Raw genomic sequence first — 21,218 nt, 5'->3', positions numbered from 1 at the left:
ACCTTGCCCCCCACCATGACCCAGCCCGCTGCCGATATCCTGGCCCGCATGTCCATCACCTCGGCCCTCGGCGACGACTGGGTTCCGGCGCCGGACGGCGTCCGCGAGCGTTCGGCGGCGCGCGTCCTCCTGATGGACGACGCCGGCCGGGTGCTCGTGATGCGCGGGCACGACGTCAACCAGCCGGAACGGTCCTGGTGGTTCACGGTGGGCGGCGGCATCGACGCGGGGGAGACGCCGGAGCAGGCGGCGCTGCGCGAGACCCGCGAGGAGGTGGGCATCGACCTGCCCGCCGGGACCTTGGTGGGGCCCGTGCTGACGCGGACGGGCATCTTCGACTTCTACGCCGAGACCTGTCGGCAGTACGAGGTCTTCTACCTCGCGCGCATCCCGGACGCCGTCGAGGTGACCGCCGAGGGCTGGACCGACGCCGAGCGCGAGCTGCTCGACGAGATGGCGTGGCTGACGGCGGCCGAGCTGCGCGCCCAGCCGCTGGAGGTGTTCCCGCCGGAGCTGCCGGAGGTCATCGACCACCTGGTGGCCGGCTGGGACGGCGAGGTCCGCCACCTGGGCGAGCAGCACGACGACTGAGCCCGCCGAGGCGCCGTCCGTCGGCGTTGCGTCGCGTCCAAGTCCCCGTAGAGTTCTCGTCAACACGACCGGCCCCTCTGATCGCCCAGCGATCACGGGTCGGTCTTCGTGTGTTCCTCCGACATGGGTTCCCCGCCGACTGGGCGGACCGCATGCCGTAGAGGGGCTCACTGTCCGTTCCGGGCCTGTCGGGTACCGCCGTAAGATGGACGGTTGTGAGCAACCCGACCATCGGCGTCCTGGCCCTGCAGGGTGACGTCCGCGAGCACCTGGCCGCCCTCGAGACCGTCGGCGCGCGCGGCGTGACCGTGCGCCGTCCCGCGGAGCTGGCCGCCGTCGACGGGCTGGTCCTGCCCGGCGGTGAGTCGACGACGATCGACAAGCTGCTGCGCATCTTCGAGCTGCGCGACCTGCTGCAGGCCCGCATCAAGGAGGGCCTGCCGGTGTACGGCTCGTGCGCGGGGATGATCCTGCTCGCCGACCGCATCCTGGACGGGACCGCCGACCAGCAGACCGTCGGCGGCATGGACGTCGTCGTCCGGCGCAACGCGTTCGGGCGGCAGGTCGACTCGTTCGAGACCGACCTCGACTTTGCCGGCATCTCCGACGTCGACGACCCTTCGGCAGGCTCAGGGCGGCGCGGCGGCCCGGTGCGTACCGCGTTCATCCGCGCCCCCTGGATCGAGGAGGCGGGGTCCGAGGTCGAGGTGCTGTCCCGCATCCCGGCTGTGGATACGCAAGGCCGTCCTGTGGCGGCCGCCGGTAGGATTGTGGCAGCACGGCAGGGGTCGCTGCTCGCCACCGCCTTCCACCCCGAGATCACGGGTGACGCGCGCGTGCACGGGTTGTTCGTCAGCATGGTCGCGGGCGGCTGAGCGGTACCCTCGCCGCCGTTCCACAGCATTGATAAGAGCCATCTAAAGGCAAGGAGTCAGGTAGAGGCATGTCAGGTCACTCAAAGTGGGCCACGACCAAGCACAAGAAGGCCGCGATCGACGCCAAGCGCGGCAAGCTCTTCGCGAAGCTGATCAAGAACATCGAGGTCGCGGCGCGGACGGGCGGCGGCGACCTCGCCGGTAACCCGACGCTGTTCGACGCGGTCCAGAAGGCGAAGAAGTCGTCGGTCCCCAACGACAACATCGACCGCGCGCTGAAGCGTGGTTCGGGCGAGGGCGCCGACGCCGTCGACTACCAGACGATCATGTACGAGGGCTACGGCACCAACGGCATCGCCGTCCTGGTCGAGTGCCTCACCGACAACAAGAACCGGGCGGCCTCCGAGGTGCGCCTCGCGTTCTCCCGCAACGGCGGCAACCTCGCCGACCCGGGCTCGGTCTCGTACCTGTTCTCCCGCAAGGGCCTCATCGTGGTGCCGAAGGCCGACGGCGTGGGCGAGGACGAGGTCATGCTCGCCGCGCTCGACGCCGGCGCCGAGGACGTCACCGACCAGGGCGAGGTCGTCGAGGTCCTCACCGAGGCGACCGACCTGGTGTCCGTGCGTACGGCCATCCAGGAGGCGGGCATCGAGTACGACTCCGCCGACGTCATCTTCCACCCGTCCATGCAGGTCGAGGTGGACGTCGAGGGCGCCCGCAAGATCATGCGCCTCATCGACGCGCTCGAGGACAGCGACGACGTGCAGAGCGTCTACGCCAACTTCGACGCGAGCGACGAGGTCATGGCGGCGCTCGACGACGAGGAGTAGGACCGGTAGTAAGCAGGTCCCCGGCCGCGTCCGCGCGGGCAGCGGAACCGCACGTGAGAAGGTTTCTCCGTGCGCGTTCTCGGTGTTGATCCAGGTCTGACCAGGTGCGGCGTGGGCGTCGTCGACTCGCTGCCCGGTCGGCGGGCCCGGATGGTCGCGGTCGGGGTGATCCGCTCGGACGCGGACCTGTCCACCGACCTGCGCCTGCTCAAGATCGCCGAGGGCCTCGACGCGTGGCTGGACGAGCACGTGCCCGACGTCGTCGCCGTGGAGCGGGTCTTCGCGCAGCACAACGTCGGCACGGTGATGGGGACCGCCCAGGCGGCGGGCCTGGCCATGCTGGGCGCGGCCCGCCGCGGCGTCCCCGTCGCGCTGCACACGCCGTCGGAGGTCAAGGCGGCCGTGACCGGGTCGGGACGCGCCGACAAGGCGCAGGTGACGACGATGATCACCCGCATCCTCGACCTCGACGAGCCCCCGCGGCCCGCCGACGCCGCCGACGCGCTCGCGCTCGCCGTCTGCCACCTGTGGCGCCCAGCGGGGGCCCTGCAGGGCGGCGACCGGCACGAGCTCACGCCCGCCCAGCGCGCCTGGGCCGCGGCCGAGCAGGCCGCCAAGCAGCGTCCCCGCCGCTGACGGCGTGCCTCCCCGGAGGGCACCCCGCGCTTGTTAGGCTCCTCGCACGAACGTTCGATAGGAGGGGGAGCCCGTGATCGCCTCGCTGACGGGGACCGTGGCCCATGTGACCCTGGACCGCGCGGTGGTCGACGTCGGCGGCGTCGGCTACCTGGTGCACGCCACGCCCGCCACGCTGGCCGCCCTGCGGGTCGGCGAGACCGCCGGCGTCGCCACGAGCATGGTGGTCCGCGAGGACTCGATGACCCTCTACGGGTTCGCCGACCCCGACGAGCGCGACGTGTTCGAGGCCGTGCAGACCGTCTCCGGCGTCGGGCCGCGCCTGGCCCTCGCGATGCTCGCGGTGCACACCCCGGACGCGCTGCGCCGCGCCGTCGCCGGCGAGGACCTCGCCGCGCTGACTCGCGTGCCCGGCATCGGCCGCAAGGGCGCCCAGCGCATCGTGCTGGAGCTGGGCGACCGGCTCGGGCCCCCGTCCGGGACCGGGGTCGCCGAGGCAGCGCCGAGCGCCGCCGCGGCCTCCGCCGACCACTCCGAGCGCGTCGTGGAGGCCCTCGCGGGCCTCGGCTGGCCCGCCAAGCAGGCCGACGACGCCGTCGCGAAGGTGCTCGCCGAGGCGGGCACCGACGCGGTGGCGGCCGACGAGGTCGCCACCACGCTGCGCGCGGCCCTGCGCGTGCTGGGAGGCCACCGTGGCTGACGTCTCCACCGAGACGGAGGGCGGCAGCCGCATCGTCGCCCCCAGCGCCGACGAGATCGAGCGGGCCGCTGAGGCCGCGCTGCGCCCCAAGCGGCTCGACGACTTCGTGGGCCAGCGCGTGGTGCGCGACCAGCTCTCCCTGGTGCTGCAGGCCGCGATGGCGCGCGGCAACCCGCCCGACCACGTGCTCCTGTCCGGCCCGCCCGGCCTCGGCAAGACGACGCTGGCAATGATCATCTCCGGCGAGCTGCAGTCGCACCTGCGCCTGACCAGCGGCCCCGCCATCCAGCACGCCGGTGACCTCGCCGCCGTCCTGTCCTCCCTGGAGGAGGGCGACGTGCTGTTCATCGACGAGATCCACCGCCTCGCCCGACCCGCCGAGGAGCTGCTCTACGTCGCGATGGAGGACTTCCGGGTCGACGTCGTCGTCGGCAAGGGCGCCGGCGCCTCCGCCATCCCGCTCGCCCTGCCGCGGTTCACCGTCGTCGGCGCCACCACGCGCTCCGGCCTGCTGCCCGCCCCGCTGCGCGACCGCTTCGGGTTCACCGGGCACATGGACTACTACTCGGCCCCCGAGCTGGAGCGCGTCATCCTGCGCTCCTCCGGGCTGCTCGGCGTCCACCTCGACCACGCCGCCGCGCACGAGATCGCCGGCCGCTCCCGCGGCACGCCCCGCATCGCCAACCGGCTGCTGCGCCGCGTGCGGGACTGGGCGCAGGTCCGCGGCGACGGCCGGCTCGACCTGCACGCCGCCAAGTCGGCGCTGGAGGTGTACGAGGTGGACCCGATCGGCCTCGACCGACTCGACCGCGCCGTGCTCACCGCCCTGTGCACCCGGTTCGGCGGCGGACCCGTCGGGCTGTCCACGCTCGCCATGACCGTGGGGGAGGAGGCCGAGACCGTCGAGACCGTCGCGGAGCCCTACCTCGTCCGCGAGGGCCTCGTCGGGCGCACCCCGCGCGGCCGCGTCGCCACCCTCGCCGCCTGGGAGCACCTCGGGCTCACGCCGCCCCCGCAGACCCTCGGAGCCGTGACCGGTACGGCAGACCCGGGAACTTTGCTCGACCCCTGACGTTGTCTGTATGGCAACCCTTATGCGGGAAGCCCGAGGATCCGCGCCCGCGCACTACACTGGGTTGGATCCTCGTCGCACACGTGCGCCATCTCCGTGCGCAGCACATCCGACACAGCAATCGAACAGGGACCTCACCGTGGAAATGTTTATTCTCGTCGCGATCCTTCTCGTGGCGATGTTCTTCATGTCCTCCCGCACCCGCAAGCAGCAGCGCGCGGCGGCGGAGTTCCGGAACAACCTCACGGTCGGCACCAAGGTCATGACGGCCTCCGGGATGATCGGCACCGTCGTCGACGTCGACGAAGCGGCCGACCAGGTGACCATCGAGTCCGTCGCGGGCAGCCAGACCACCTGGCTCCGTGCCGCCATCTCCAAGCAGGTCGAGGAGCCCGTCGCCGACGACGCGGACGACGAGATCACGACGGATGAGTCCGACGTCACAGCAAAGGGCGAAACGGGAAGTACGATCAGCCCGGACGCGACCGACGTTCCCGACGACCTGTCCAGCCTCGACACCGCCCAGAGCGAGTACCGGGAGCAGCAGCGACGGGACGCCGACGCAGACGGCAAGTGACGGCCGCGCCGTCCGGTGACCCCGGGCGGCGCCGAACCCGCGCCGGACGTACCCCGGCGCGCACACGAGAAGAGACAGACGTTGGCGACTGACACCCGGCGCTCGCGGCCGGTTCGCACGATCGTGCTCCTGACGATCCTGACGATCCTGCTGCCCTTCGGCGCCCTCTTGGCTGGTTGGCAGCTCGACGGAAAGTCGAGCGACAATCCGGACGGCGCGAGCCTGGCCCCCGGTCTGGCCCTCGATCTCCAGGGCGGCACCCAGGTCATCCTGAAGGCCGTCACCTCGGACGGTTCCGAGATCACCCCGGAGGCGATGGAAGAGGCCATCGGCGTGATCCGGCAGCGGGTGGACGCCAACGGCGTGACCGAGGCCGAGATCGCGAGCCAGGGCAGCAACCAGATCGTGGTCGAGATCCCGGGTCAGGTCGACGACGAGACCGTCGCGCTGATCTCGAAGGCCGCGCAGATGAAGTTCCGCCCGGTCCTGGTGATCGGGAACCCGACGCCGACGACGCAGCCGTCGGCCAGCCCGTCGGCGTCGGCGGACGGCACGGGCGAGGACGCCCAGGCCGAGGGCGACGCCGCCGCGGCGGACGGGCCGACCAAGAAGGAGATCGCGGAGCAGGAAGACGCGATCAAGGCGGCGACCGACCCGTCCGACCTGGCGCAGATCACGCCGTCGGTCCAGGCCGAGTACGACGCGCTGGACTGCACCGACCCGAAGAACCTCGAGGGCGGCGGCGGTGACCACCCGGACCGGCTGCTCGTGACGTGCGACCAGACCGGCGCGGCCAAGTACATCCTCGGCCCCGTCGAGGTGGACGGCACCAACCTGTCCGGCGCCTCGTCGGGCCTCGTGGCGGGCGCCAACGGCACGGTCACCAACGAGTGGGGCGTCAACCTCGACTTCAACTCCGAGGGCACCCGCGAGTTCCGCACGACCACCGAGCGTCTCGTGAACCTGGAGCCGCCGCGCAACCAGTTCGCCATCGTGCTGGACAGCCTGGTCGTCTCGGCGCCGAGCACCAACGTGGCGATCACCAACGGGCAGGCCCAGATCTCGGGCTCCTTCACGCAGCAGTCGGCCGCCACGCTGGCCAACCAGCTCAGCTTCGGCTCGCTGCCGCTGACCTTCCAGGTCGAGGGGCAGAACCAGATCTCCGCCACGCTCGGCTCCGAGCAGCTCCAGCGTGGTCTGTTCGCCGGTCTGATCGGCCTCGCGCTCGTCGTCGTGTACTCGCTGTTCCAGTACCGCGCGCTCGGCCTGCTCACCGTGGCCTCGCTCGTCGTGGCCGGCGCCATGACCTACGTGGTGATCGCGCTCCTGAGCTGGGGCATGGGCTACCGCCTGTCCCTGCCGGGTGTCGCCGGTCTGATCGTGGCCATCGGCTTCACCGCGGACTCGTTCATCGTGTACTTCGAACGCATCCGTGACGAGCTACGCGACGGCAGATCCCTGCGCCTGGCCGTCCAGCGCGGCTGGGTCCGTGCGCGCCGGACGATCTACGCCGCCAAGGCCGTCAACCTCCTGTCGGCCGTGATCCTGTACTTCATGACCGTCGGCGGCGTGCGCGGCTTCGCGTTCACCCTGGGTCTGACGACGATCATCGACGTCATGGTGGTCATCTGGTTCACGCACCCGGTGATGGAGCTCCTCGCCAAGGTGCCGTTCTTCCGCGACGGGCACAAGGCCTCCGGCCTGTCCGCCGACCGGATCGAGGTGACGCCGCGGTACCGGGGCGCCGGCCGGGTCTCCAGCCCGAAGGTGGACACGGCGGACGTGCCCGACTTCGGCTCGCCCGAGCCCGACCGTGAGCTGGTGACGGCGCAGTCCGTGAACCCGGCTCCGCGCACGGCGGAGGACGGCCGCAGGATGACGATCGCGGAGCGGCGTGCCGCCGAGCGCAAGGCTGCCGCCGAAGCGGCTCAGAACGAGGAGAACAACTGATGGCCGGCGGCTTCTCTCAGTGGGGCAACGACCTCTACACCGGTCGTCGCTCCTACCCGATCGTCCAGAAGCGCCGGGTGTGGTTCTCGGTCGTCGCGCTCTTCTCGGCGGCCTCGATCCTGATCCTCGTGTTCCAGGGCCTCAACCTCGGCATCGACTTCCGCGGCGGCTCGGAGTTCACCGTCTCGGGCACGTCGAGCACCGACGAGGACATCGCCATCGAGGCGGTCGCGTCGGTCGCTCCCGGCGAGGAGCCTCACATCAGCCAGGTCGGCGCCAACGCCGTCCGTGTGCAGGTCTCCCAGCTCGACAACCAGCAGACCGACCAGGTCGGCCAGGCCCTCGCCGACGCCTACGGTGTCAACGTCAGCGAGGTGACGTCGAACTTCATCGGCCCGACCTGGGGCCAGTCCGTGAGCATGCGGGCCCTGTGGGGCACCGTGGCGTTCGTCCTGGCGGCGGCGGTCTTCATGGCCGTGTACTTCCGCGCCTGGCGGATGTCGGTCGCGGCCATCGTCGCGATGCTCACCGACGTGCTGGTCTCGGCCGGCGTGTACGCGGTCATCGGCTGGGAGGTCACGCCGTCGACGATCATCGGCTTCCTGACGATCCTCGGCTTCTCGCTGTACGACAAGATGGTCGTCTTCGACAAGGTGCGTGAGAACACCGCCGCGGTGACCGAGCAGACCCGCAGCACCTACGCCGAGCGGGCCAACCTCGCGGTGAACCAGACGCTGGTCCGGTCCATCAACACCTCCGTGGTGGCGCTGCTGCCGGTGGCGGGCATCCTCTTCGTCGGTGGCTTCCTGCTGGGGGCCGGCACGCTGAAGGACATCTCGCTGTCGCTGTTCGTGGGTATCGCCGCGGGCGCCCTGTCCTCGCTCTTCTTCGCGACGCCGCTCGACGTCTCGCTGCGCGAGCGCGAGCCGAAGATCGCGGAGCACACCAAGAAGGTCATGGACCTGCGTGCGGGCCTCGTGGCCGAGGGCGCGGACGAGGGCCAGCTGGCCGCCGCCGCGTCTGGTTCGGCCCAGCTCGTCCCGGGTCACCACCAGGGGCATTCCGCTCAGCCCAGGCGTCGCCGGTAGGCTCACGCCTCGTGGCAGACGACATGACCGACGTCGCCCTCTCCGGCCTGGTGCCGGAGAGGGCGACGCGCGTTCGCGACCTGATCGCGGACGTCCCGAACTTTCCCTCTCCCGGCGTCCTCTTCAAGGACATCACGCCCCTCCTGGCCGACGCCGAGGGCCTGGCCGACGTCGTGGAGGCCTTCACGCGCCTCGCGCTGGCCGACGGCGTCGACGTCGTGGCCGGCATGGAGGCCCGCGGCTTCCTGCTCGGCGCGCCGGTGGCGCACGCGCTCGGCCTGGGCTTCCTGCCGCTGCGCAAGGCGGGCAAGCTCCCGCCGCCCACGCACAGCGTCTCGTACGACCTGGAGTACGGCTCCGCGGCCATCGAGCTGCGTGCGGGAACATTGACCCCGGGTGCGCGCGTTCTCATCATCGACGACGTTCTCGCCACGGGCGGTACCGCGGCGGCCGCAGCAGAGCTGGTGGAGAAGTGCGGTGGCGTGGTCTCGGGGCTCGCCTTCCTGATCGAGCTCGAGGCACTTCACGGCCGCGACAGGCTCCAGGGCCACAACGTCGATACTCTCCTGCGGGTGGACACCCCGTCCGGTGACTGATCGGTCCGGACGGCGCATAGAGGTCCAGGGCTAGACTGGCGACTCCGGGTTTCGTCCCGGGGAAGGAGGCGCGTACATGGCGGAGAACACGGTGTCACGCGCTCCGGTGCCCGAGAAGAACCCGCCGACCCCTCCGGGCGGCAACCGGATGCGCAACCGGCTGGTGCGGCTGGGCGTGCGCAGCATCGGTGGCGGCACGCCCGCGGCCATCGAGCCGCTGCTGCAGGCGATCCGCAGCAACCACCCCAAGGCCGACGTCGCCCTCATCGAGCGCGCCTACGTCGTGGCCGAGAAGGCCCACCGCGGGCAGATGCGCAAGAGCGGCGACCCCTACATCACGCACCCCGTCGCGGTCTCCACGATCCTGGCGGAGCTCGGGTTCGAGGGCACGACGATCGCGGCCGCGCTGCTGCACGACACGGTGGAGGACACCGACTACTCGCTGGACACGCTGCGCGGCGAGTTCGGCGACGACGTCGCGCTGCTGGTGGACGGCGTCACCAAGCTGGACAAGGTGAAGTACGGCGACGCGGCGCAGGCCGAGACCGTGCGCAAGATGGTCGTGGCGATGGCCAAGGACATCCGCGTGCTGGTCATCAAGCTGGCCGACCGCCTGCACAACGCCCGCACCTGGAAGTACGTGCCGTCCAAGTCGGCCGAGCGCAAGGCGCGCGAGACCGTCGAGATCTACGCGCCCCTGGCCCACCGGCTGGGCATGAACACGATCAAGTGGGAGCTGGAGGACCTGTCCTTCCAGACCCTGTACCCCAAGGTGTACGACGAGATCGTGCACCTGGTGGCCGAGCGCGCCCCCGCCCGCGAGGAGTACCTCGGCGTGGTGCGCGGGCAGATCGAGTCGGACCTGCGCAGCGCGAAGATCAAGGCCACCGTCACCGGCCGGCCCAAGCACTACTACTCGATCTACCAGAAGATGATCGTGCGCGGCCACGACTTCGCGGAGATCTACGACCTCGTCGGCACGCGTGTCCTGGTGGACACGGTGCGTGACTGCTACGCGGCGCTCGGCGCCATGCACGCGCGGTGGAACCCGGTCCCCGGCCGGTTCAAGGACTACATCGCGATGCCGAAGTTCAACATGTACCAGTCGCTGCACACGACGGTGATCGGCCCGGGCGGCAAGCCCGTGGAGATCCAGATCCGGACGCACGACATGCACCGCCGCGCCGAGTACGGCGTCGCCGCGCACTGGAAGTACAAGGAGAAGACGCCGGCCGCGGGGGGCACCGACCCCAAGAACCAGGACATGGCCTGGCTGCGCCAGCTCGTGGACTGGCAGCGCGAGACCGCCGACCCGGCGGAGTTCCTCGACTCGCTGCGGTTCGAGATCGGCGGCGACGAGGTCTACGTCTTCACGCCGAAGGGCTCGGCCATGGCGCTGCCCGGCGGCGCCACGCCGGTCGACTTCGCGTACGCGGTGCACACCGAGGTGGGGCACCGGACCATGGGCGCCCGCGTGAACGGCCGCCTGGTGCCGCTCGACTCGCCGCTGGAGAACGGCGACGTCGTCGACATCCTCACCTCGAAGTCGGAGACGGCGGGGCCGAGCCGCGACTGGCTCGGGTTCGTGAAGTCGCCGCGCGCCCGCAACAAGATCCGGCAGTGGTTCACCAAGGAGCGCCGCGAGGAGGCCGTCGAGACCGGCAAGGACTCGATCGCCAAGGCGATGCGCAAGCAGGGCCTGCCGATCCAGCGCCTCATGTCGCACGAGACCCTGGTCGGGGTCGCGGACGAGATGAACTACCAGGACGTGTCCGCGCTGTACGCGGCGGTCGGCGAGGGCCAGATCTCCTCGGCGCACGTGGTCGAGAAGCTCGTCAAGGCGCTCGGCGGGGCGGACGGCGCGGAGGAGGACGTCGCCGAGGCGGCCCGTCCCGGCGGGCTCACCGCCCGGCGCGTGCGGTCGGGCGACCCGGGCGTCATGCTCAAGGGCTCCGAGTCCGCGGACGTGTGGGTCAAGCTCGCCAAGTGCTGCACCCCGGTGCCGGGCGACGACATCGTGGGCTTCGTGACCCGCGGCCAGGGCGTCAGCGTGCACCGCACCGACTGCGTGAACCTGGACGGCCTGCGCAAGCAGCCGGAGCGCCTGGTCGAGGTCGAGTGGACCCAGGGCGCGAACACGATGTTCCTGGTGCAGATCCAGGTCGAGGCGCTCGACCGGTCCCGGCTCCTCTCGGACGTCACACGCGTGCTGTCCGAGAACCACGTGAACATCCTCTCTGCGTTCGTCTCGACGTCGGACGACCGGCTGGCGGTCTCGAGGTTCATCTTCGAGATGGCCGAGCCCGCGCACCTCGCGACGGTGCTATCGGCCGTGCGGAAGGTCGAGGGCGTGTTCGACGTGCACCGCATCACCGGCACCAAGCCGGTCGAGCGGCCGCAGCTCCCGGTGTGAACCCTCGTGTCAGACGTACAGGTCCCTCGGGTGACCTGTACGTCTGACACGTCAGGAGGTCCCCGGCGCCCCCGGGAGCAGGTCGCCGAGGTCGAAGCTGACCGGCTCCTCGAGCTGCTCGTACGTGCACGACGCCGGCTCGCGGTCCGGGCGCCAGCGCTTGAACTGGGACGTGTGCCGGAACCGGGAGCCCTCCATGTGGTCGTAGCCGACCTCCAGCACGCGCTCGGGGCGCAGGGGCGTGAACGACAGGTCCTTGCCCGAGCTCCAGCGCGACTGCGCGCCCGGCAGCCGGTCGCCCGCCTCGGCCTTCGTCGGGTCGGTCCAGCCCTGCCACGGGTGCTCCTCGGCCGCGGGCGTGCCGGGCTCCACGACCAGCGGCGCCAGCTCCGCGATCAGCTCGGCCCGACGGGTCGCTGAGAACGACGCCGCGACGCCCACGAACTGCAGCCGCGGACCGTCGTCGGTCTCGTCCCACAGCCCCAGCAGCAGCGAGCCCAGCAGCGGCTCCTCCGGCGTCGACGTCTTGTGCAGCCGGTACCCCGCCAGCACGACGTCGGCGGTGCGGGTGTGCTTGATCTTCAGCATGCTGCGCTTGTTGGGCGCGTACGGGCCGTCCGCGGGCTTGGCGACGACGCCGTCCAGGCCCGCGCCCTCGAACGAGCCGAACCACTCCTCGGCCTCCGCGGCGTCCAGGGTGCGGGGCGTGGCGAAGACGAGGGGGCCGGTCAGCCCCAGCCCGTCCAGGGCCTCGATCCGCTCGGTCAGGGGCCGGTCCATCAGGTCGTCGTCGCCGAGCGCGAGCACGTCGAAGACCACGAGCGCCGCCGGCGTCGTCTCGGCCAGCATGTTCACCCGGGACTCCGCGGGGTGGATGCGCTGGGACAGCAGCTCGAAGTCCAGGTGCGCGGCACCGTGCCCGGGTCGCTGCGCGATGACGATCTCGCCGTCGACCACGCACCGCTCCGGCAGGGACTGGCGGACGGCGGCGACGACGTCCGGGAAGTAGCGCTCCATGGGCTTCGCGTTGCGGGAGTCGATGCGTACCTCGTCGCCGTCGCGGTACACGATGGCGCGGAACCCGTCCCACTTGGGCTCGTAGACGTACGCGGGGCCGGCGTCGTCGCCGGCGGGCTGGGCAGGCACCGAGGGCACGCTCTTGGCGAGCATCGGCCGGACCGGGGGCTGCACGGGCAGGTTGAGAGTGGTCACGGGTACGAGCCTGCCTCAGCGCGGCGCATAGCGCAGGTAGACGCAGCCGTCGTCGAACGTCCGCGAGTCCACGAGTCGCAGCCGCAGGCGGGCGTCCCGGGGGAGGGCCGGCAGCCCGCCGCCCACGACCTCGGGGTAGACCACGAAGCGGAAGTCGTCCACGAGACCCTGCCGGATGAACGGCGCGGCGACGGTGGGCCCGCCGATGGAGACGACCCCGGGCGCGCAGCTCACGATGCGTTGCAGCTCGCCGGGCCCCAGGTCACGTACGAGCCGCGTCCGGGCCGACGTCACGGCCTCCGGGGGCAGGGACGACGAGACGACGATCTTGTCCACGCCCTGCCAGATCTCCGCGTACCGGTCCAGGTGCGGGTTCGGGGTGGACCCCGGGTCGTGCGTCTCCCAGTAGACCATCGTCTCGTACATGCGCCGGCCGTGGACGTAGACGGCGGAGTCGGCCTCGGCCTCGTTGATGAACGCCAGCATCTCGTCGGTCGGCTGCGTGAAGTCGAAGCTCCCCTCGGCGTCGACGGTGTACCCGTCGGCGGACATGTTCGCGGTGTAGCGCAGCGTTCCCATGCCCGTCCGACGGCGGAGCGGCGCCGGACTCATCGGTCCACGCCCGTGCGAGCGGGGTGAGATCGGGCGATGGTGGAGGCTGCACGTCCCGCACCGTCGGAGGAGCAACCATGCCCAAGCGTGACCCCGGACCCAGCGTGAAGGACAAGGAGCTGTACGAGAAGCTCCGCGACGAGGGCAGTTCCAAGGAGAAGTCCGCCCGCATCGCGAACGCCGCGGCGAACACGTCGCGCAAGAGCGTCGGCCGCAAGGGCGGCAAGGCCGGCGACTACGACGACTGGACGGTCGAGAAGCTGCGCAAGCGAGCCGCCGAGATCGGCATCGAGGGGCGTTCGTCGATGCGCAAGGGCGAGCTGATCAAGGCGCTGCGGTCGCACTGAGGATCGAGGTCAGTCGCCGACGGCGTCCTTGCTGCGGTCCCGGTCCTTGTCACGGCTGGGCTGGACCCGCTTGGGCTCGCCCGGCATCTTCGGGTACTCCGGCGGGTAGGGCAGGTCCTCCAGGCCGTTCGCCTCGTCGCGGGCCGCCAGGTCCAGGGCCGCGTCCAGCGAGCAGTCCAGCGCGGGGTCGCGGTCGGCGCGCAGCGCGGCGAACAGGTCGCCCCGCTCCGCGAACCGGCCCGGCGCCGTGAGCACGTCGAAGTCGTCGGGGTGCACGTCGGGCACCTCGTCCCAGTCCAGCGGCATCGACACCGTCGCTCGCCCGTTCGCGCGGATGGACCACGCCGACGCGATGGTGCGGTCGCGCGCCATCTGGTTGTAGTCCACGAAGATCGCCTCGCCGCGCTCCTCCTTCCACCACCGCGTGGTGACCTGGCCGGGCAGCCGGCGCTCCAGTTCGCGGCCGATCGCGATGGTCGCCCGCCGGGCCTCGGTGAACGTCCACCGCGGCTCCAGCGGCACGAAGACGTGCAGCCCCCGCCCGCCCGACGTCTTCGGGTAGCCCCGCAGGTCCAGCTCGCCGAGCAGCTCCCGCAGGTGCGGGGCCACGGCCGCGGCGTCGGAGAAGTCCGTGCCGGGCTGGGGGTCCAGGTCGATGCGGAGCTGGTCGACCGCCTCGACGTCGTCGCGCCGCACCGGCCACGGGTGGAAGGTGAGCGTGCCCATGTTGGCCGCCCAGGCGACGACGGCGGGCTCCGTGGGGCACACCTCGTCCGCCGTCCGGCCCGACGGGAACGCGATGGTCGCGGTCTCCACGTAGTCCGGGGCGCCCTTCGGGATGCGCTTCTGGTAGAAGCCGTCACCCTTCGGGTCGTCGGGCTTGGGCATGCGGGTGGCGAGGTGCGCACCCTCGTGCCAGCCCTTGGGCCACCGCTCCAGCGTGGTGGGGCGGTGCAGCAGGGCGCCAGTGATGCCGTCCGCGACGGCCACGAAGTACTCGACGACCTGCAGCTTGGTGATGTCTCGGGGGAAGACCACGCGGTCCGGGCTCGTCACGCGCACGGTACGTCCTGCGACGTCGAGCTCCACAGCGGGTGTCCTGGATCCGGCCATGGACCGAACCTAGCCCGACAGCAGCTCCCGCGCCGCAGAAAGCGCGCGGTGCGCCGCGGGGCGCCCCACCACGCGGGCCCTCCGGTCCAGCAGCCGGGCGGCGTCCCGCAGGTCCACGCCGCCCCGCGCCAGGGCGACCAGCACGGGCACCGCGGCCTCCTGCGGCGCGGTGCAGGCGACGTCGACGGCGGTCCGCACCCGGCTGGTGACGGGTACGCCCGCGAGGCGTTCGGTGTCCCGCGCGAGACCCGGGGCGCGGCGCGTGACCCGCCCGGGCCGCGGGGCGGGACGGTGCGTGTCGGGGGAGTAGGCCAGCTCGACCGGCGCGCCGTCGGGCCAGGCCGGGGCTGGGACGCCGTCGTACAGCCCGGTGTGCACCCACGCCGCGGTGGCGGCGCCCAGGACGCAGCGGGCGGGCACCTCGCGGGCCAGCGCCAGCGCCCGGTGCCGCGGGCCGACCACCGAGCCGACGCCGACCGCCGCGCCGTCGTGCAGCTCGACAAGCGCGCCCGCGCGGCGCAGCTCCGTCCACGCGACCGGTCCGCCCACGTGCTCCGGGGTGACCACGAGGGCCGGCGCCGTCGGCCCGGGGTCGAGGAGGGCGGCGAGGGACGGGAACGGCACCTGCAGAACCTATGCGCAACGGGCCCGGTCGCGCAGCGCGCGACCGGGCCCGTTGTGGACAAGCATCAGCCGCGGGAGTCCTCCGCGGCCTTGACGACCTGCTCCAGCCACGAGCGGCGGGCCGCCACGGCGGCCTCCAGCTCCGAGACCTTGCGCTTGTCGCCCTTGGCCTGGGCGTCCGCGAGGTCCGCCTCAAGACCCGCGATCGCGGACTCGAGCTGCGCCGCCGCACCCTCGGCGCGCGCACGCGTCTCGGGGTTGGTGCGCTTCCACTGCGCCTGGTCGGCGTCGCGGACCGCGGTCTCGACCGCGCGCAGGCGGGCCTCGATGCGCTGGATGTCGCCGCGAGGAACCTTGCCGGCCTCCTCCCAGCGCTCCTGGAGGCCGCGCAGGGCGGCCTTGGCCTTGTTCAGGTCCTTGACCGGGAGCAGCGCCTCGGCCTCCTCCAGCAGGACCTCCTTGACCTTCAGGTTCTCGCCGTACTCCGCGTCGATCACGGCGTTCTCGGCGTCCCGGGCCTGGAAGAACCGGTCCTGCGCGGCCCGGAACCGGGCCCACAGCGCGTCGTCGTCCTTGCGGGACGCACGGCCCGCCGCCTTCCAGCGCGTCATGAGGTCGCGGTACGCGCCCGCGGTGTAACCCCAGTCGGTGCTGTTCGACAGCGCCTCGGCCTCCGAGACCAGCTTCTCCTTCTCGGACTTCGCGGCGCTGTTGCGCTGCTCCAGGTCCGCGAAGAAGTGCCGGCGCTCACGGTCGAACGCGGTGCGGGCGTGGCTGAACCGCTTCCAGAGGGACTCCTCCGTGGGGCGGTCGATGCGCGGCCCGGAACGCTGTGCGTCCTTCCAGCGGTCCAGCAGGGCGCGCAGCTCCTCGCCCGCCGGGCGCCACTGCATCTTGCTCGGGTCGGTCGCCGCGATCTTCTCGGCGGCCTCCACGATCGAGGTGCGGGACGCGACAGCCTCGGCCTTCGCGGCGGAGCGCGCCTGCTCCAGGGCGGCACGCCGCTCCGCGGCGCGACCCCGCAGGGCCTCGACCCGGGTCCGCAGGCCCGCCAGGTCGCCGACGGCGGCGGGCTCCGCGGTCTCCTCGCCGAGCTTTTGCAGCGTCTGGTCGATCTCGCGCACCGACAGGTCCGCGCTGTCCAGCCGGGCCTCGAACAGGCCGACCTTCGCGCTGAGGTCGAGATAGCGGCGCACGTACAGCGCGAGCGCCTCCTCGGTGGTGACGCCGGGGAACTGGCCGACGACGCGCTCGCCGTCGCCGTCGTTCACGTAGACGTTGCCCTCGTCGTCGACGCGGCCGAACTTCTCCGCCTCGGCGTGCGCGACGGCGTCCGCTGCGGCCGGCACCACCGGGGTGGGTGCCGTCGCCGGGGCGGACTGCGCCGCAGCAGGAGCCGACGGCGCGCCCGGCTTGGGCGCACGCGGCCGCGCGAGAGCGGCCGGCGACGGGATCGCCGACGGCTTCGGGGCCGCGGGCGTCGGCGCGGGAGCGGGAGCTGCGGCCTCGGCGGCCGGGGCCTCCGTCGCCGGTGCCTCCTCAGCGGGTGCCTCCTCGGCGGGGGTCTCCGTTGCCGGGGCCTCCTCCGTCGGGGTGTCGGCCTCGGCAGCCGGGGCCTCGGCGGCCGGAGCCTCGGCGGCCGGAGCCTCCGTCGCCGGTGCCTCCTCGACGGGGGCCTCCTCAGCAGGGGTCTCCTCGGCGGGAGCCTCCTCCGTGGGAGCGACGTCGGCAGCAGCCTCGACGGGAGCCTCGGCCTCGGCGGCGGCCTCCTCGGCCGGAGCCTCCTCGGCGGGAGCCTCCTCAGCCGCAGCTTCTTCGGCCGGAGCCTCGTCCGCAGGCGCCTCGTCCGCAGGTGCCTCGGCCTCGGCCGCCGGAGTCTCCTCCGCGGCCGGTTCCGTCTCGGTGGCCTCGGGGGCTGCCTCCGCGGCAGCCTCCGGTGCGTCGGCCTCGACGGCTGCCTCAGGCGCCTCCGCGACCGCCTCGGCGGTCGCCTCGGCTGCGGTCGGAGTCTCGGCCACGGGCTCGGCGGGCGCGTCCTGCTGGACGGGCTCGGTCGAGCGAGAAGTGGGTTCGCTCACTGGGTCTCAACTCCTTCGATGGTGACCGGGTTGGCGGGCTCACCGTCAGGTGCACCGCCCGCCGCTCCCGCGTCAGCGACTGCTTGGACAAAGTCCAGGCCGGATGTGATCGTGCCGAAGACCGTGTACCCACCGGCTGTGTCGGAGGGGATGGTCGAATCCTCGTAGACGAGGAAGAACTGGGAGCCCATGGAGTTGGCGTCGTCGCCGCGCCGCGCCATCGCGACGGTGCCCGCGGGGTAGACGTCGTCCGCCGGGGCGTTCTCGACCGGGCCGAAGTCGTAGCCCGGGCTGCCGGAGCCGGTGTAGGTCGGGTCGCCGCACTGGAGCACGAAGATGCCCTGCGTCGTGAGGCGGTGGCAGCCGGTCCCGTCGAAGTAGCCGCCCTGGGCGAGCGTCACGAAGTTCGCGACGGCCTGCGGCGCTGCCGCGCCATCCAGCTCGAGCTCGATGTCGGCGTTCGTGTCGCCCGAGCAGGCCTGCAGGGAGACGGTCCAGGTGCGGTCCTCGGCGACTGACGGGTCGGCGAGCTCGTACGTGTCCCGCGCCTCCTCGACACCCGCCGGGCAGGCACCCTCGGCGCCGGCCGCGGGATCGGGCTCGGTGGTGTTGATCAGCGCGGCGACCACGAAGGCGCCGACGAGCGCGAGCACGGTGAACAGCGCGACCAGGGACCACAGGCGCTGCTTGCGCGCGCGCTTGGCCGCCTGCCGCTGCGCCCGCTTGTCGGCCTGCCTGGCCTGCTCCGCGCGCTGCCGCTGCTTGGTGGAAGCCACCGCGTTCCCTTCTCCGTGCTCTCTCGTGCTCACCCCGACCCGGGGCGCGGTCACGCTGGACCGATTCACCTGATGGATCCGGGGCGAATCACCCCGTGCGGGGACAGTGTAGGCATCGGATGCCAGGTCATACTGTCTGAGCGGCTCCGGCGAGGGGTGAACAAGCGTCCGACAGGGCCGGCAGGACCGGTTAGCGTGGGTTTCGTGGAGCTTCGAGTCGTGGTCGCGCCGGTCTTCGGCACCAACTGCTGCGTCGTGTCCGTGGGCACCGACTGCGTCGTCGTGGACGCCGGCGCGGGCGTCGCGGACGCCGTCGGCCGGCTGGTCGACGACGCCGGGCTGACCCCGCACGCCGTCCTCGCCACCCACGGCCACGCCGACCACACCTGGGACGCCGGGGCCCTCTGCGCCCGGTACGGCATACCGATGCGGCTGCACGAGGACGACGCCTACCGGCTCGCCGACCCGTTCGGCACGCTCAGCCCCGCGCTGGAGTCCGCGCTCGGGCTGCACCGCGACGACTACCGGGCCCCCGAGGTGATCGAGCCGTTCACGACCCCCGGCGGGTCCGCCACGCTCACCTTCGGCGACGTCACGCTGCACGCCCTGCACGCGCCCGGCCACACCGAGGGGTCCACGCTCTACCGCCTCGACGACGACGTGATCCTGACCGGCGACGTCCTCTTCGCGGGCTCCATCGGCCGCACCGACCTGCCCGGCGGCTCGGACCAGGTGATGGGCGAGACCCTGCGCGACGTCGTCCGCGGGCTCGACCCGGCGCTCGCCGTCGTCCCGGGGCACGGCCCGACCACCACCGTGGGGCACGAGCTGGGGGCGAACCCGTTCCTCGCGCAGGGCCGCGGGTGAGGGCGGACGTCAAGGCGGGCGCACTCGACGTGCTCGCGCGGCTGGACGACCAGGCTGTGGAAAACCCGGGCTGACGGCCCGCCGCTCGTGGGAAGATCTGAGGCATGGCAAAGCCCACTCCTCTCTCCGGTTTCCCCGAATGGCTCCCTGACGGTCGCATCGTCGAGCAGCACGTCCTCGACACCCTGCGGCACACCTTCGAGCTGCACGGGTTCGCCGGGATCGAGACGCGGGCCGTCGAGCCGCTGGACCAGCTCCTGCGCAAGGGGGAGACCTCCAAGGAGGTCTACGTGCTGTCGCGCCTCCAGGAGGAGAACAGCCAGATCCCTGACAGGCAGCTCGGCCTCCACTTCGACCTGACCGTGCCCTTCGCCCGCTACGTGCTGGAGAACGCCGGCCGCATCGCGTTCCCCTTCCGCCGCTACCAGATCCAGAAGGTGTGGCGCGGCGAGCGCCCGCAGGACGGCCGCTTCCGTGAGTTCGTCCAGGCCGACATCGACATCGTCGGCGCAGGCGAGCTGCCGTACCACTTCGAGGTCGAGGCTCCGCTGGTGATGGCGGAGGCGCTCGGCGCGCTGCACGAGATCGGCCTGCCGCCGGTCCGCATCCTGGTGAACAACCGCCGGGTCGCGGAGGGGTTCTACCGCGGCGTCGGGCTGGAGGACGTCGAGGGCGTGCTGCGCCAGATCGACAAGCTGGACAAGATCGGCCCGGAGAAGGTCTCCGAGCTGCTCGTGACCGAGTGCGGCGCCACCGACGACCAGGCGAAGGCCTGCCTGGCGCTCGCGTCGATCTCGGGGTCCGACGTCGGCGTGATCGACGAGGTGCGGTCCCTGGCCGAGTCCTACGGCGCGGTCACGGAGCTCCTGGAGACCGGCCTGGCCGAGCTGGGCGCGCTGATCGCCGCGGCGGCGCAGCGTGCGCCGGGTGTGGTCGTGGCGGACCTGAAGATCGCGCGCGGCCTCGACTACTACACGGGCTCCGTGTACGAGACGGTGCTGGTGGGGCACGAGCAGCTCGGCTCGGTCTGCTCCGGCGGCCGGTACGACACGCTCGCGTCCGACGGCAAGAACACCTACCCGGGTGTCGGCCTGTCGATCGGCGTCTCGCGGCTGGTCTCCCGGCTGCTGTCCGCCGACCTGGTGCAGGCGTCGCGGTCGGTGCCGTCCGCCGTGCTGGTCGCGGTGTCGTCCGAGGAGGAGCGCGCGACGTCCGACACGGTCGCCGCGGCGCTGCGTGCCCGGGACATCCCGGTGGAGGTGGCGCCGAGCGCCGCCCGGTTCGGCAAGCAGATCAAGTACGCCGACCGCCGGGGCATCCCGTTCGTCTGGTTCCCGGGTTCCGCGGGCGAGGACGGCGTCGTAGGCGCGGACCAGGTCAAGGACATCCGTTCCGGCGACCAGGTGGACGCCGATGCCGCGTCGTGGGCGCCGCCGGCCGAGGACCGCTGGCCGCGCGTCGTGCCGCGCGGGTGAGCCGTGGGTGAACTGGAGTTTGTTGTCCGGTTTGCCCGAAGTTCGCTGATCGCGTTCGGCTAGCCTCGCGTCGAGTCGTTGAGACTCGGTACGTAACGACGCCGTAGGCCGGTTCCCGGCCCCTGGCGGGTCGAGGGGACAGGCGATGACAGGTTCGGGACGCGTCGGCGACCAGCTGCTCGGCGAGCACTGGGAGCGGTCGCTCGTCGGGGTGACCGGTACGCCCCAGGCGCTGGTGAGACGGCGTCGCGGTTGGCTCGCCGAGAGGCTGGCCCGGGCGTACCGCCGGCACCTGCACCGGACGGCGGACGGGGGCGCCGGCTCCGCGGACAGCAACCGGCTGCACACGCCGCGTCGGGCGCGCCGCCGGTTCGTCGCGCCCGCGATCGTGCTCGGCGCGGGACTCGCCGGTTCCACCGCGGTCCTCGCGTTCTCCCCGGTCAAGGCCGAGCACGTCCCGCTGGTCTGCCCGGCCGGGGTGACCGTCGGCTGGGTCGACCAGTACCGCGACGTGCTCGGCCTGCGCCTGCCGGACCCCCGGGACCACCTGGAGGTCGTGGCGCCCGCGGGATCGACCGTCGCGGTGACCGTCACCGACGGCACCGGGGCCGCCTACCCGACGGTCCGCGAGACGGTCCCCGCCGCCGGCACCCTCGCCGTGGAGCCGCCGCGGGCGATACCCGCGTCGGAGCGCGGGACGTGGAGCATGACGGCCGTCGTGTCGGCTGACGGTGTCTCCGTGGCGAGGTGCGACGCGCCCCTGCCCTGACACCGTGCGCGTGCGGT

The 21,218-nt window shown here is 72.2% G+C and carries 21 protein-coding genes; 15 read left to right on the top strand and 6 right to left on the bottom strand.

Annotated features, from left to right (window positions below; genetic code table 11):
* The first annotated feature begins 48 nt into the window (after positions 1-48).
* From FHX71_RS13375 to FHX71_RS13325, 11 genes are all read left to right on the top strand, one after another.
* Complete coding sequence (locus FHX71_RS13375; RefSeq protein ID WP_182616979.1) at positions 49-591, top strand: NUDIX hydrolase; 543 nt, start codon at positions 49-51, stop codon at positions 589-591.
* Between the two features lie 215 nt (positions 592-806).
* Positions 807-1,466 (top strand): pyridoxal 5'-phosphate synthase glutaminase subunit PdxT, encoded by a 660-nt coding sequence (gene pdxT, locus FHX71_RS13370; protein ID WP_182616977.1) that lies wholly within the window; start codon positions 807-809, stop codon positions 1,464-1,466.
* 68 nt (positions 1,467-1,534) lie between these two features.
* Positions 1,535-2,296 (top strand): YebC/PmpR family DNA-binding transcriptional regulator, encoded by a 762-nt coding sequence (locus FHX71_RS13365; protein ID WP_182616975.1) that lies wholly within the window; start codon positions 1,535-1,537, stop codon positions 2,294-2,296.
* A 69-nt stretch (positions 2,297-2,365) separates the two neighbouring features.
* The gene (gene ruvC, locus FHX71_RS13360) at positions 2,366-2,932 is read left to right on the top strand and encodes a crossover junction endodeoxyribonuclease RuvC (protein WP_182616973.1); all 567 of its coding nucleotides are present in this window, start codon (positions 2,366-2,368) and stop codon (positions 2,930-2,932) included.
* 73 nt (positions 2,933-3,005) lie between these two features.
* Entirely contained in the window at positions 3,006-3,632 is a 627-nt protein-coding gene (gene ruvA / locus FHX71_RS13355; RefSeq protein ID WP_182616971.1) for a Holliday junction branch migration protein RuvA, read from the top strand.
* Positions 3,625-4,704, top strand: a complete 1,080-nt coding sequence (gene ruvB, locus FHX71_RS13350) for a Holliday junction branch migration DNA helicase RuvB (protein ID WP_182616968.1) — start codon at positions 3,625-3,627, stop codon at positions 4,702-4,704. The genes ruvA and ruvB overlap by 8 nt, the downstream gene beginning before the upstream one ends.
* A 145-nt stretch (positions 4,705-4,849) precedes the next feature.
* Positions 4,850-5,281 carry a preprotein translocase subunit YajC gene (gene yajC, locus FHX71_RS13345; protein ID WP_182618697.1) on the top strand — a complete coding sequence of 144 codons (432 nt, stop codon included), beginning with the start codon at positions 4,850-4,852 and terminating at the stop codon, positions 5,279-5,281.
* Positions 5,282-5,362: 81 nt separating this feature from the next.
* Positions 5,363-7,231 (top strand): protein translocase subunit SecD, encoded by a 1,869-nt coding sequence (secD, locus tag FHX71_RS13340; RefSeq protein WP_220489673.1) that lies wholly within the window; start codon positions 5,363-5,365, stop codon positions 7,229-7,231.
* The gene (gene secF / locus FHX71_RS13335; RefSeq protein ID WP_182616966.1) at positions 7,231-8,319 is read left to right on the top strand and encodes a protein translocase subunit SecF; all 1,089 of its coding nucleotides are present in this window, start codon (positions 7,231-7,233) and stop codon (positions 8,317-8,319) included. The genes secD and secF overlap by 1 nt, the downstream gene beginning before the upstream one ends.
* A gap of 23 nt (positions 8,320-8,342) precedes the next feature.
* Positions 8,343-8,915: an adenine phosphoribosyltransferase gene (locus tag FHX71_RS13330; protein WP_182618695.1), complete on the top strand. Its 573-nt coding sequence runs from the start codon at positions 8,343-8,345 to the stop codon at positions 8,913-8,915.
* Between the two features lie 76 nt (positions 8,916-8,991).
* Positions 8,992-11,328, top strand: a complete 2,337-nt coding sequence (locus FHX71_RS13325; RefSeq protein WP_182616963.1) for a RelA/SpoT family protein — start codon at positions 8,992-8,994, stop codon at positions 11,326-11,328.
* A gap of 51 nt (positions 11,329-11,379) precedes the next feature.
* Here FHX71_RS13325 and FHX71_RS13320 read toward each other — a convergent pair whose 3' ends face one another.
* A complete protein-coding gene (locus FHX71_RS13320; protein ID WP_182616960.1) occupies positions 11,380-12,540 on the bottom strand; it encodes an ATP-dependent DNA ligase in 1,161 nt (386 codons plus the stop codon).
* A 15-nt stretch (positions 12,541-12,555) separates the two neighbouring features.
* On the bottom strand, positions 12,556-13,119 hold the full coding sequence (locus FHX71_RS13315) for a dihydrofolate reductase family protein (RefSeq protein WP_182616958.1): 564 nt from the start codon (positions 13,117-13,119) through the stop codon (positions 12,556-12,558).
* 110 nt (positions 13,120-13,229) lie between these two features.
* Between FHX71_RS13315 and FHX71_RS13310 the strand changes: the two genes are divergently transcribed.
* Positions 13,230-13,499: a DUF7218 family protein gene (locus tag FHX71_RS13310; RefSeq protein WP_182616956.1), complete on the top strand. Its 270-nt coding sequence runs from the start codon at positions 13,230-13,232 to the stop codon at positions 13,497-13,499.
* 9 nt (positions 13,500-13,508) lie between these two features.
* Here FHX71_RS13310 and FHX71_RS13305 read toward each other — a convergent pair whose 3' ends face one another.
* The 4 genes from FHX71_RS13305 to FHX71_RS13290 all read right to left on the bottom strand — a co-directional run bounded on the left by FHX71_RS13305 (position 13,509) and on the right by FHX71_RS13290 (position 18,090).
* Complete coding sequence (locus FHX71_RS13305) at positions 13,509-14,612, bottom strand: DNA polymerase domain-containing protein (protein WP_182616954.1); 1,104 nt, start codon at positions 14,610-14,612, stop codon at positions 13,509-13,511.
* A 9-nt stretch (positions 14,613-14,621) separates the two neighbouring features.
* The gene (locus FHX71_RS13300; protein ID WP_182616952.1) at positions 14,622-15,236 is read right to left on the bottom strand and encodes a hypothetical protein; all 615 of its coding nucleotides are present in this window, start codon (positions 15,234-15,236) and stop codon (positions 14,622-14,624) included.
* Between the two features lie 65 nt (positions 15,237-15,301).
* On the bottom strand, positions 15,302-17,314 hold the full coding sequence (locus FHX71_RS13295; protein ID WP_182616949.1) for a DUF349 domain-containing protein: 2,013 nt from the start codon (positions 17,312-17,314) through the stop codon (positions 15,302-15,304).
* Entirely contained in the window at positions 17,311-18,090 is a 780-nt protein-coding gene (locus FHX71_RS13290; protein ID WP_182616947.1) for a peptidylprolyl isomerase, read from the bottom strand. The genes FHX71_RS13295 and FHX71_RS13290 overlap by 4 nt, the downstream gene beginning before the upstream one ends.
* A gap of 204 nt (positions 18,091-18,294) precedes the next feature.
* On the opposite strand from FHX71_RS13290, the gene FHX71_RS13285 reads away from it, so the two are divergent.
* From FHX71_RS13285 to FHX71_RS13275, 3 genes are all read left to right on the top strand, one after another.
* Positions 18,295-18,957: an MBL fold metallo-hydrolase gene (locus FHX71_RS13285; protein WP_312877040.1), complete on the top strand. Its 663-nt coding sequence runs from the start codon at positions 18,295-18,297 to the stop codon at positions 18,955-18,957.
* Between the two features lie 104 nt (positions 18,958-19,061).
* The gene (hisS, locus tag FHX71_RS13280) at positions 19,062-20,432 is read left to right on the top strand and encodes a histidine--tRNA ligase (RefSeq protein ID WP_182616943.1); all 1,371 of its coding nucleotides are present in this window, start codon (positions 19,062-19,064) and stop codon (positions 20,430-20,432) included.
* Positions 20,433-20,577: 145 nt separating this feature from the next.
* A complete protein-coding gene (locus FHX71_RS13275) occupies positions 20,578-21,201 on the top strand; it encodes a hypothetical protein (protein WP_182616941.1) in 624 nt (207 codons plus the stop codon).
* Positions 21,202-21,218: the final 17 nt, after the last annotated feature.

The organism is Promicromonospora sukumoe (genome assembly GCF_014137995.1).
Lineage (GTDB): Bacteria > Actinomycetota > Actinomycetes > Actinomycetales > Cellulomonadaceae > Promicromonospora > Promicromonospora sukumoe.
The sequence above is the reverse complement of the archived record's forward strand: the minus strand, read 5'-3'. Positions and strand labels throughout refer to the sequence as shown.